The sequence below is a fragment of the Citrobacter sp. Cb023 genome, assembly GCF_030336805.1.
Taxonomy (GTDB): Bacteria; Pseudomonadota; Gammaproteobacteria; order Enterobacterales; family Enterobacteriaceae; genus Citrobacter; species Citrobacter braakii.
The window spans coordinates 85,052-96,905 of the sequence record NZ_JAOWCV010000033.1 but is presented as its reverse complement, the minus strand read 5'-3'; the positions used below and the strand labels follow the sequence as shown (position 1 = coordinate 96,905).

Genomic DNA, 11,854 nt, shown 5'->3' with positions numbered 1-11,854 from the left:
GAGAATTAATGCGCTTTAGCTACTTTGGCGGTTTTCTGTTTGCACAAATAGCCGATGCCAAGAATGGCTATCCATACCGGGATTAAGTACACCGAAATCGCCATGCCCGGCGTCATCAGCATAATCACCAGCACTGCAGCCATGAAAATCAGACATACCCAGTTACCAAGCGGATAGAGCAGCGCCGGGAAACGGGTGGTAACGCCTTGCTGCTGTTTGGCTTTGCGGAACTTCATGTGCGCCAGGCTAATCATTGCCCAGTTGATCACCAGTGCGGAAACCACCAGCGCCATCAGCAGGCCAAAGGCGGATTCCGGGGCCAGATAGTTGATCAGTACACACAGAGCCGTAACCAGCGCGGAGACCAGAATGGTGTTCACCGGTACGCCGCGTTTGTCGACGTTCATCAGCGCTTTTGGCGCGTTGCCCTGCTGTGCCAGACCGAACAGCATACGGCTGTTGCAGTATACGCAGCTGTTATACACAGAAAGGGCAGCGGTCAGCACTACGATGTTCAGTGCATTGGCAACAAAGGTGTCGCCCAGCTCGTGGAAAATAAGGACAAACGGGCTGGTATCAGCCGTGACGCGCGTCCACGGCATCAGGGAAAGCAGAACAGCCAGCGAACCTACATAGAAAATCAGGATACGGTAGATAACCTGGTTGGTTGCTTTGGGAATGCTTTGCTCCGGGTTATCGGCTTCTGCTGCGGTGATCCCGACCAGCTCCAGCCCACCGAAAGAGAACATAATAATAGCCATCATCATCACCAGACCGGTGAAGCCGTGCGGCAGGAAGCCACCCTGACTCCACAGGTTACTGACGCTGGCCTGCGGGCCGCCGTTGCCGCTAAACAGCAACCAGCCGCCGAACAGAATCATCGCAACCACGGCAATGACTTTAATAATGGCGAACCAGAACTCCATTTCCCCAAACACTTTCACGTTGGTCAGGTTGATGGCGTTGATCAGCACGAAGAAGGCTGCAGCAGAAACCCAGGTGGGGATATCCGGATACCAGAACTGGATGTATTTACCTACGGCAGTCAGTTCAGCCATGGCAACCAGGACGTACAGTACCCAATAGTTCCAGCCAGAAGAGAAACCCGCGAAACCGCCCCAGTATTTATAAGCAAAGTGGCTAAAGGAGCCTGCAACCGGCTCTTCAACTACCATTTCACCTAATTGACGCATAATCAAAAAGGCGATAAAGCCGGCAATTGCGTAACCCAGAATAATACCCGGTCCTGCAGACTGGATAACGGATGCGCTACCGAGGAATAACCCGGTACCAATCGCGCCACCCAGCGCGATTAGCTGTATATGGCGGTTCTTAAGACCGCGCTTGAGCTGATCGCCATGCTGTTGACTTTCCATCATTAAACCTCGTGTGTGGTTTTACTCTTCATATTTCGAGTACTTATTTTTTGAACTACGCAGCAATGCGTGTGTAAGTTTGCAATTCCGTTTGTTGTATTTATTTGTTTACAGATGCTTTATATAAAATGTTGCCTCAATGCTTTTGTCTTGATCAGAATAATGATATGCGAGCGCGAATGCACCTGCTTTATGCGGGCAAGATGACGAGTTGAATAAAAAGAAACCATTTGTAAATGCGAGTTTATCTACCACAAAATTTCCATTTTGAATTTTTATTCACTAATTGTGGCTAATGTGTCGATAAATAATCAGGTGAATCGGTTCAGATGAGATATTTTTTCGTTTCAATTCCGTTAAAACTACCCCGTGGTGGGTAAATTTAACATTTGTGCATAGTTACATGTTTGAAACGTTATTTCTGTAATGTTGTTAAAATATGCCCCCTTTACTGATTTCAATCAAAACCTGTATGGACAGAAGGTGAATACTTTGTTACTTTAGCGTCAAGAACATGAAATTGGTAAGACCAATTGACTCCGGGCAAATGGCTTAAGACAGGAAATCATGGCCTACAGCAAAATCCGCCAACCAAAACTCTCCGATGTGATTGAGCAGCAGCTGGAGTTTTTAATTCTTGAGGGGACACTTCGCCCCGGAGAAAAACTCCCACCGGAACGCGAGCTGGCAAAACAGTTCGACGTCTCCCGCCCCTCCTTACGCGAGGCGATCCAACGCCTTGAAGCGAAGGGGTTACTGCTTCGTCGTCAGGGCGGTGGCACTTTTGTTCAGAGCAGCCTGTGGCAGAGCTTTAGCGACCCACTGGTAGAGCTGCTCTCCGACCATCCTGAATCCCAGTTTGACCTGCTTGAGACGCGCCATGCGCTGGAAGGTATTGCAGCCTATTACGCTGCACTGCGCAGCACGGATGAAGACAAAACGCGTATCCGTGAACTCCACCATGCGATCGAGCTTGCTCAACAGTCCGGCGATCTTGACGGCGAATCTGACGCGGTACTCCAGTATCAAATTGCTGTCACCGAAGCGGCACATAATGTGGTGCTGCTCCATTTGCTAAGGTGTATGGAGCCGATGCTGGCCCAGAACGTTCGGCAAAACTTCGAATTGCTGTATGCGCGTCGCGAGATGCTGCCGCTGGTGAGCAGTCACCGTACCCGCATCTTTGAAGCAATTATCGCCGGGAAGCCTGAAGAAGCGCGTGAAGCGTCTCACCGTCACCTGGCGTTTATCGAAGAGATTCTGCTGGACAGGAGCCGTGAGGAAAGCCGTCGTGAACGCGCCTTACGCCGTCTGGAGCAACGAAAGAATTAGTGATTTTTCTGGCAGAACGTTAACCAGAAGATGTTGTAAATCAAGCGCTATCGAAAGGCGCGGCAACTAAACGCAGAACCTGTCTTATTACGCTCTCTGGTGAGAACGTAATGGGACAGGTTCCAGATAACTCAACGTATTAGATAGATAAGGAATACCCCCATGTCAGAACGTTTCCCAAATGACGTGGATCCGATCGAAACTCGCGACTGGCTACAGGCGATCGAATCGGTCATCCGTGAAGAAGGTGTTGAGCGTGCTCAGTATCTGATCGACCAACTGCTTTCAGAAGCTCGCAAAGGCGGCGTGAAAGTAGCGGCAGGTGCTGGGGCCAGCAATTATGTAAACACTATTGCCGTTGAAGATGAACCGGAATACCCGGGCAATCTGGAGCTGGAACGTCGTATTCGTTCTGCTATCCGCTGGAACGCCATCATGACCGTACTGCGCGCGTCTAAAAAGGACCTCGAGCTGGGTGGCCACATGGCATCCTTCCAGTCCTCCGCAACGGTGTATGATGTTTGCTTCAACCACTTCTTCCGTGCACGTAACGAGCAGGATGGCGGCGATCTGGTTTACTTCCAGGGCCACATCTCTCCGGGCATCTACGCTCGCGCATTCCTGGAAGGTCGTCTGACTGAAGAGCAGATGAACAACTTCCGTCAGGAAGTACATGGCAAAGGCCTGTCTTCCTACCCGCACCCGAAACTGATGCCGGAATTCTGGCAGTTCCCGACCGTATCTATGGGTCTGGGCCCAATCGGTGCAATCTACCAGGCTAAATTCCTGAAATATCTGGAACACCGTGGCCTGAAAGATACCTCTAAACAAACCGTTTACGCCTTCCTGGGCGACGGCGAAATGGATGAGCCAGAATCTAAGGGTGCTATCACCATCGCGACCCGTGAGAAACTGGACAACCTGGTCTTTGTTATCAACTGTAACCTGCAGCGTCTTGACGGTCCGGTCACCGGTAACGGCAAGATTGTTAACGAACTGGAAGGCATTTTCGCGGGCGCTGGCTGGAACGTTATCAAAGTCATGTGGGGCGGTCGTTGGGATGAGCTGCTGCGTAAAGATACCAGCGGTAAACTGATCCAACTGATGAACGAAACCGTTGACGGCGACTACCAGACCTTTAAATCCAAAGATGGCGCATACGTACGTGAGCACTTCTTCGGTAAATACCCGGAAACCGCAGCCCTGGTTGCTGACTGGACTGACGAGCAGATTTGGGCTCTGAACCGTGGTGGTCACGATCCGAAGAAAGTCTACGCTGCACTGAAGAAAGCGCAGGAAACCAAAGGCAAAGCAACTGTAATCCTGGCCCATACCATCAAAGGTTACGGCATGGGTGACACCGCCGAAGGTAAAAACATCGCTCACCAGGTTAAGAAAATGAACATGGACGGCGTGCGTTATATCCGCGACCGTTTCAATGTTCCTGTGACCGATGAGCAGGTTGAAAACCTGTCTTACATCACCTTCCCGGAAGGTTCTGAAGAGCACACTTATCTGCACGCTCAGCGTCAGAAACTGCACGGCTATCTGCCTGCTCGTCAGCCGAACTTCACCGAGAAGCTGGAACTGCCTGCTCTGGAAGACTTCGGTGCGCTGCTGGAAGAGCAGAACAAAGAAATCTCCACCACTATCGCTTTCGTTCGTGCCCTGAACGTGATGCTGAAGAACAAGTCGATCAAAGATCGTCTGGTTCCGATCATCGCTGACGAAGCGCGTACTTTCGGTATGGAAGGTCTGTTCCGTCAGATCGGTATCTACAGCCCGAACGGTCAGCAGTACACCCCGCAGGACCGTGAGCAGGTTGCTTACTATAAAGAAGACGAGAAAGGTCAGATCCTGCAGGAAGGCATCAACGAACTGGGTGCTGGCGCATCCTGGCTGGCTGCTGCGACCTCCTACAGCACCAACGATCTGCCGATGATTCCGTTCTACATCTACTACTCCATGTTCGGGTTCCAGCGTATCGGTGACCTGTGCTGGCAGGCAGGCGACCAACAGGCTCGCGGCTTCCTGGTAGGGGGAACTTCTGGTCGTACGACGCTGAACGGCGAAGGTCTGCAGCACGAAGATGGTCACAGCCATATTCAGTCTCTGACTATCCCGAACTGTATCTCTTACGATCCGTCTTACGCGTACGAAGTTGCGGTCATCATGCACGATGGTCTGGAGCGTATGTACGGTGAGAAACAAGAGAACGTTTACTACTACATCACCACGCTGAACGAAAACTACCACATGCCGGCAATGCCAGCAGGTGCCGAGGAAGGTATCCGTAAAGGTATCTACAAACTCGAAACCCTCGAAGGTAAGAAAGGTAAAGTTCAGCTGCTGGGCTCCGGTTCTATCCTGCGTCACGTGCGTGAAGCAGCACAGATCCTGGCGAACGACTACGGTGTAGGTTCTGACGTTTACAGCGTAACCTCCTTCACTGAACTGGCGCGTGATGGCCAGGATTGTGAACGCTGGAACATGCTGCACCCGATGGAAACTCCGCGCGTTCCGTACATCGCTCAGGTGATGAACGACGCTCCGGCAGTGGCATCTACTGACTATATGAAACTGTTTGCCGAACAGGTTCGTACTTATGTACCGGCTGATGATTATCGCGTACTGGGTACTGACGGCTTCGGTCGCTCTGACAGCCGTGAAAACCTGCGTCACCACTTCGAAGTTGATGCTTCTTATGTGGTTGTAGCGGCCCTGGGCGAACTGGCTAAACGTGGCGAAATCGATAAGAAAGTGGTTGCTGACGCAATCATCAAATTCAACATCGATGCAGATAAAGTTAACCCGCGTCTGGCGTAAGAGGTAAAAGAATAATGGCTATCGAAATCAATGTACCGGACATCGGGGCTGATGAAGTTGAAATCACCGAGATCCTGGTCAAAGTGGGCGACAAAGTTGAAGCTGAACAGTCGCTGATCACCGTAGAAGGCGACAAAGCCTCTATGGAAGTTCCGTCTCCTCAGGCAGGTATCGTTAAAGAGATCAAAGTCTCTGTTGGCGACAAAACTGAGACCGGCAAACTGATCATGATTTTCGATTCCGCCGATGGTGCAGCAGCCGCTGCACCTGCTCCGGCAGAAGAGAAGAAAGAAGCCGCTCCGGCAGCAGCACCTGCTGCGGCAGCGGCGAAAGAAGTACACGTACCGGACATCGGCGGTGACGAAGTCGAAGTTACCGAGGTTATGGTTAAAGTGGGCGACACCGTTGCGGCTGAACAGTCTCTGATCACTGTTGAAGGCGATAAAGCGTCGATGGAAGTTCCGGCGCCGTTCGCGGGCACCGTTAAAGAGATCAAAATCAACACGGGCGACAAAGTGTCTACCGGTTCTCTGATTATGGTCTTCGAAGTTGCAGGCGCAGCGCCTGCTGCAGCACCGGCTCAGGCGGCAGCTCCAGCAGCAGCGGCGGCTCCGGCAGCTTCTGGCTCGAAAGAGGTTAACGTTCCGGATATCGGCGGTGACGAAGTTGAAGTCACTGAAGTGATGGTTAAAGTGGGCGATAAAATTGCCGCTGAGCAGTCACTGATTACCGTTGAAGGCGATAAAGCGTCGATGGAAGTTCCGGCACCGTTCGCGGGCACCGTGAAAGAAATCAAAATCAGCACCGGCGACAAAGTCAAAACCGGTTCTCTGATTATGATCTTCGAAGTTGAAGGCGCAGCACCTGCTGCCGCTCCAGCTGCCGCGGCTGCTCCAGCCTCTGCAGCTGCACCGGCTCAGGCTGCTAAACCAGCCGCAGCTCCGGCCGCGAAAGCGGAAGGTAAATCTGAGTTCGCTGAGAACGACGCTTACGTTCATGCAACACCTCTGATTCGTCGCCTGGCGCGCGAGTTCGGTGTAAACCTGGCGAAAGTGAAAGGTTCTGGCCGTAAAGGTCGTATCCTGCGTGAAGACGTTCAGGCTTACGTGAAAGACGCTATCAAGCGTGCTGAAGCTGCTCCGGCAGCGGCAGGCGGCGGTATTCCGGGCATGCTGCCTTGGCCGAAAGTGGACTTCAGCAAGTTTGGTGAAATCGAAGAAGTGGAACTGGGCCGTATCCAGAAAATCTCTGGTGCTAACCTGAGCCGTAACTGGGTGATGATCCCGCACGTTACTCACTTCGACAAGACCGATATCACCGATCTGGAAGCGTTCCGTAAACAGCAGAACGCCGAAGCTGAAAAACGTAAACTGGATGTGAAATTCACGCCAGTGGTCTTCATCATGAAAGCCGTTGCCGCCGCTCTGGAACAGATGCCGCGCTTCAACAGCTCTCTGTCTGAAGACGGTCAGCGTCTGACCCTGAAAAAATACATCAACATCGGTGTCGCGGTGGATACGCCGAATGGTCTGGTTGTTCCGGTCTTCAAAGACGTGAACAAGAAGAGCATTACCGAGCTGTCTCGTGAACTGACCACCATCTCCAAGAAAGCGCGTGATGGCAAGCTGACCGCTGGCGAAATGCAGGGCGGTTGCTTCACCATCTCCAGCATCGGTGGCCTGGGTACGACCCACTTCGCGCCGATTGTGAACGCGCCGGAAGTGGCTATCCTCGGTGTCTCCAAGTCCTCTATGGAGCCAGTGTGGAACGGTAAAGAGTTTATGCCGCGTCTGATGATGCCGATTTCGCTCTCCTTCGACCACCGCGTAATCGACGGTGCTGATGGTGCGCGCTTTATCACCATCATCAACAACATGCTGTCTGACATTCGCCGCCTGGTGATGTAAGCGAAAAAGCCGGCCCGACGGCCGGCTTTTTTCTGGTAATCTCATGAAGTCAGTGAGGTTATTGTGCGAAAGACAAATCGGTTGCCGTTTGTTGTTTCAAAATTGTTAACAATTTTGTAAAATACGGGCGGATAGAACGACCCGGTGGACGACGGGTATAAATTAAGAGGTCATGATGAGCACTGAAATCAAAACTCAGGTCGTGGTACTTGGGGCAGGCCCTGCAGGTTACTCTGCTGCCTTCCGTTGCGCAGATTTAGGTCTGGAGACCGTCATCGTAGAACGTTACAGCACCCTCGGTGGTGTTTGTCTGAACGTCGGCTGTATCCCTTCTAAAGCGCTGCTGCACGTAGCAAAAGTTATCGAAGAAGCCAAAGCGCTGGCTGAACACGGTATCGTTTTTGGCGAGCCGAAAACCGATATCGACAAGATTCGTACCTGGAAAGAAAAAGTTATCACTCAACTGACCGGCGGTCTGGCGGGTATGGCCAAAGGCCGTAAAGTGAAAGTGGTTAACGGTCTGGGTAAATTTACCGGGGCGAACACCCTGGAAGTTGAAGGTGAAAACGGCAAAACCGTGATCAACTTTGACAACGCGATCATCGCGGCGGGTTCCCGTCCGATCGAACTGCCATTCATTCCGCATGAAGATCCGCGCGTGTGGGATTCCACCGATGCACTGGAACTGAAAACTGTTCCTAAGCGCCTGCTGGTAATGGGCGGCGGTATCATCGGTCTGGAAATGGGTACCGTGTACCATGCGCTGGGTTCAGAGATCGACGTGGTTGAAATGTTCGACCAGGTTATCCCGGCTGCCGATAAAGACGTGGTTAAAGTCTTTACCAAACGCATCAGCAAGAAATTCAACCTGATGCTGGAAACCAAAGTAACCGCCGTTGAAGCGAAAGAAGACGGTATCTACGTTTCCATGGAAGGCAAAAAAGCGCCTGCTGAAGCTCAGCGTTACGATGCAGTGCTGGTGGCTATCGGTCGTGTACCGAACGGCAAAAACCTCGACGCGGGTAAAGCTGGCGTGGAAGTTGATGACCGTGGCTTCATCCGCGTTGACAAACAGCTGCGCACCAACGTGCCGCACATCTTTGCTATCGGCGATATCGTCGGTCAGCCGATGCTGGCGCACAAAGGTGTTCACGAAGGTCACGTTGCCGCTGAAGTTATCGCCGGTAAGAAACACTACTTCGATCCGAAAGTTATCCCATCCATCGCATACACTGAACCAGAAGTTGCATGGGTTGGCCTGACTGAGAAAGAAGCGAAAGAGAAAGGCATCAGCTTTGAGACCGCCACCTTCCCGTGGGCTGCTTCTGGTCGTGCTATCGCTTCCGACTGCGCAGACGGTATGACTAAACTGATTTTCGACAAAGAATCTCACCGTGTTATCGGTGGTGCGATTGTCGGTACCAACGGCGGCGAGCTTCTGGGTGAAATCGGTCTGGCGATCGAAATGGGTTGTGATGCTGAAGACATCGCGCTGACCATCCACGCGCACCCGACTCTGCACGAGTCTGTGGGCCTGGCGGCAGAAGTGTTCGAAGGTAGCATCACCGACCTGCCAAACCCGAAAGCGAAGAAAAAGTAATCTTCCCGCTTTTGTGAAAACGCCTCTTCGGAGGCGTTTTTTTTGCCTGAAAGCTACCAGTTTTGGTAACGTTGCCGCACTGCGCCAGGGCACGTCCGGTATCAAGCTGCAAACCAGCAGCGCGCAGGGCGATCGCGCAAAATACCAGACCCGCGTCGTGTCTAATTCCAACAAAGTGAACCTGAAGTTCGAAGAAGCGAAACCGGTTCTGGAAGCGCAGCTGGCGAAATCCGTCGCTAACATCCTGTAATCTCTCGTGAGTTGGCCGGAGCCCCGGTCAACTCACTATTTGACTGGCATTCAGGGCGCTACGGGCTGCCAGTTTTTATCCAGATGATATGCGGTTAACGCCTCGGCTTTCTGCTGTGCATCAGCGCCGAGATCGGCCTGATAGACTTTATCATCACCGTTAATCATAAAACTCATAACGCCAGTGTGATCGTAGCTGACGGGCCAGGCAACCATCGCAAAGCCGCTGGTTTTATCGGGAAGGATACGGAAACGATAGCCGTGATAGCCCGTGCCAGGCTCCTGCGGACTAAAGGCCGGGCCAAGCGGGCTTGGCGCTTCGCCGGGCGAAACAGGCCAGTACAGACCATCTTTTTTCCCTTCAGAACTGACAATCTTTTGCGCGTATTTTTGGTTCATCGCAAAGTAGCTTTGCTGAGCATCTACATAGGCGTGTAATGCTTCAATAGCGGCAAGTTCGTTGCGCCCAATCTCTCGGGTCAGGATCTCTTCAGCCGCTTCCTTGATATCAAATTGCCAGCCGGAAGCGGTTTTAACAACCGGGATCGGCAGTTGCCAGTCGCTGTCCCCGACCACCAGGTGCGCGCTATTGCCGTCGATGACGGTATTATGGCGGACCTTCCAGTCGCGCAGGAAGCGATCAACCGCATCAGGATCGACGCCTTCCGGTGGCAGAAACTCGCGCCAGTTTTCCCCGAGCAGGTTGTTCATCGCGCTTTCATTCTGCTCGCTTATCGCGGTTGCCAGGGCATCGGTCGCCTGGTCTGGTGCGCTGAAGGATTGCTGTGCCATCGCGGTGGTCGAAACCATGAATAACACCATTCCACTGAGTAGTTTATTTTTCATGTCGGTTCCCTTAACGATGACGGAATTCACGGTGTTCAGCACGGTCGCCGGATAGCTGGCGAGATGGCTGGTTGCGGGCGACCTGCCTGCTTTGAGCCCCTCGCTGCTGCTGCGCCTGCCAACTGGCGGAGCGACTGTCGTTGCCGCTCAGCGCATTGGCCCGCGGCTGGCTAGTCCGCTGTTGAAGATTGCGCTGCTGCACGTTGCGTTGCTGCGCTGGTTGCGTGACCCGTTTCTCTTGTCGCTGAGTGGCGGCCTGGCGATGTTCATGTTGCTGAGTGTTTGCCCGTTTTGCCGTTTGCGGTTTGCTATCGTAACCACGGTAGTTATTACGCTGGGAAATTTGCTTAAGCTGTTGGCTGGATGCCTGACGCTGGGCGTCTTTCGTTCCCGTACGCGCCGTCTGGGGGAAGGTTTTCCCCGTTGATTTTTCCATCTGGCTCAACGCTGCCTGACGCTGGCTATCACGGTTGACCGGTCTTTGCTGGGTTGAACTTAGGCCCGTAGCCGTGTTAGTGGAGTGGAAGCGGTTATTGAGCTGGCTATTAGGGTACGGCACCCCTTCGCGATAGGCCGGGTTGTGCTGCCAGGTACGGTTGGCATCCGTCAGACGCTGTCCACTGATTTTATTGAAGTTATCAACGTTGATATTGATGTTGTTATCACCGTTGCGGTTATAGCCGCCATGGTTATCCCAGTCATCGTTATGATGGTGATCCCAGTCATCGTCGTCATCCCAGTCAATATTGCTGAAGATGGCATAAGTTGTGGCGACGCCGAGGCTGAAGCCTAAACCGTTAACGAAGCTGTTGCCAAACTGCTCGCCGGGCGTTGGCGGTAGATAGGTTGGCGGATAGGCGGTGTTCGGCCAGGTACCGTAAACCGTATTTGGGTTATAGGTGGGAACGTAAACTACCTGCGGGTCGGCGGATTCAATTTTGATTACCGTTGGGCTTGCTGAGGCGGCGGTCGTGGCTGTTGTGGTCGTTGACTCGCTGGTAACGGTTTTAGCCGGAGCTGCTTTGGCCACGGTGGTAACAGTCTGCTGCGGTGTTGATTGCAATGCTCCGGTCTGTTGCGCCAGCGCACGCAGGCGTTGAACGGAATCCATAACCTCTTTCGGCTGCGCAAGGAATGCATCGCCTAGGCTCTGTACCCACGGCGGATTTTCACCCATCAGCGACATCAGCTGTGGAAACGCCACCAGCGATTTCACGCTGGGATCCCAGGGTTGGCTGGCAACGGCCTGAATGGCGGCATCACCCTGCATTTTGGGATTGTCTTTTGACCACTGCGCGGCCTGGATGACGTTGGCCGGGTAGGTTGAGGCCATCAAAATTTGCGACAGCAGTGAATCCGGATAGAGCGCGATAGGCGCAACCCACTGATCGATTTGTGCCGATGTGTACGTAGGGGCTGCGGTGGGCGCTGGTTGATCGGCCGGGGCAGGGGCCGCTACGGGAGCTGGAGCCGGTGCGGACGGTTGCTGTGCGACGGGGGCTGGAGCTGCTGGCTCCGTTGCGCGACTTTTAACGAACATCACGCCAGAGGCGGCAAACAGCCCGGCACTGCACAGAAGGACAAGCAGATGTGGCTTAAAGGGCAACTTCATAAAATGACTCCAACGAGACAAGCGCTGTGCCGTGAGGCGTTCTGTTGCCGCGAGTATTATTCACCCGTGTTAGATAGTTTTGACTTTTATTGGGGATTCACCCGGC

At 53.0% G+C, this 11,854-nt stretch carries 7 protein-coding genes and 1 pseudogene; 5 read left to right on the top strand and 3 right to left on the bottom strand.

Annotated elements, in window-relative coordinates; genetic code table 11:
* Positions 1-5: 5 nt before the first annotated feature.
* A complete protein-coding gene (gene aroP / locus OGW44_RS08955) occupies positions 6-1,379 on the bottom strand; it encodes an aromatic amino acid transporter AroP (protein ID WP_085951098.1) in 1,374 nt (457 codons plus the stop codon).
* A gap of 564 nt (positions 1,380-1,943) precedes the next feature.
* On the opposite strand from aroP, the gene pdhR reads away from it, so the two are divergent.
* The 5 genes and pseudogenes from pdhR to traT form a co-directional block, all read left to right on the top strand.
* A complete protein-coding gene (pdhR, locus tag OGW44_RS08950) occupies positions 1,944-2,708 on the top strand; it encodes a pyruvate dehydrogenase complex transcriptional repressor PdhR (RefSeq protein WP_003018699.1) in 765 nt (254 codons plus the stop codon).
* Positions 2,709-2,870: 162 nt separating this feature from the next.
* Entirely contained in the window at positions 2,871-5,534 is a 2,664-nt protein-coding gene (gene aceE / locus OGW44_RS08945) for a pyruvate dehydrogenase (acetyl-transferring), homodimeric type (protein WP_016151717.1), read from the top strand.
* 14 nt (positions 5,535-5,548) lie between these two features.
* The gene (gene aceF, locus OGW44_RS08940; RefSeq protein ID WP_016151718.1) at positions 5,549-7,441 is read left to right on the top strand and encodes a pyruvate dehydrogenase complex dihydrolipoyllysine-residue acetyltransferase; all 1,893 of its coding nucleotides are present in this window, start codon (positions 5,549-5,551) and stop codon (positions 7,439-7,441) included.
* A gap of 175 nt (positions 7,442-7,616) precedes the next feature.
* Entirely contained in the window at positions 7,617-9,041 is a 1,425-nt protein-coding gene (gene lpdA, locus OGW44_RS08935; protein WP_016155701.1) for a dihydrolipoyl dehydrogenase, read from the top strand.
* A 67-nt stretch (positions 9,042-9,108) separates the two neighbouring features.
* A pseudogene (gene traT, locus OGW44_RS08930) lies at positions 9,109-9,291 on the top strand (complement resistance protein TraT); the annotation flags it as partial.
* 50 nt (positions 9,292-9,341) lie between these two features.
* Here the strand turns inward: traT and OGW44_RS08925 are convergent.
* Positions 9,342-10,136, bottom strand: coding sequence for a DUF2950 family protein (locus OGW44_RS08925; protein WP_185654737.1), 795 nt, complete (start codon positions 10,134-10,136; stop codon positions 9,342-9,344).
* A 10-nt stretch (positions 10,137-10,146) separates the two neighbouring features.
* Positions 10,147-11,748, bottom strand: coding sequence for a DUF3300 domain-containing protein (locus OGW44_RS08920; RefSeq protein WP_137367166.1), 1,602 nt, complete (start codon positions 11,746-11,748; stop codon positions 10,147-10,149).
* Between the last annotated feature and the right edge of the window lie 106 nt (positions 11,749-11,854).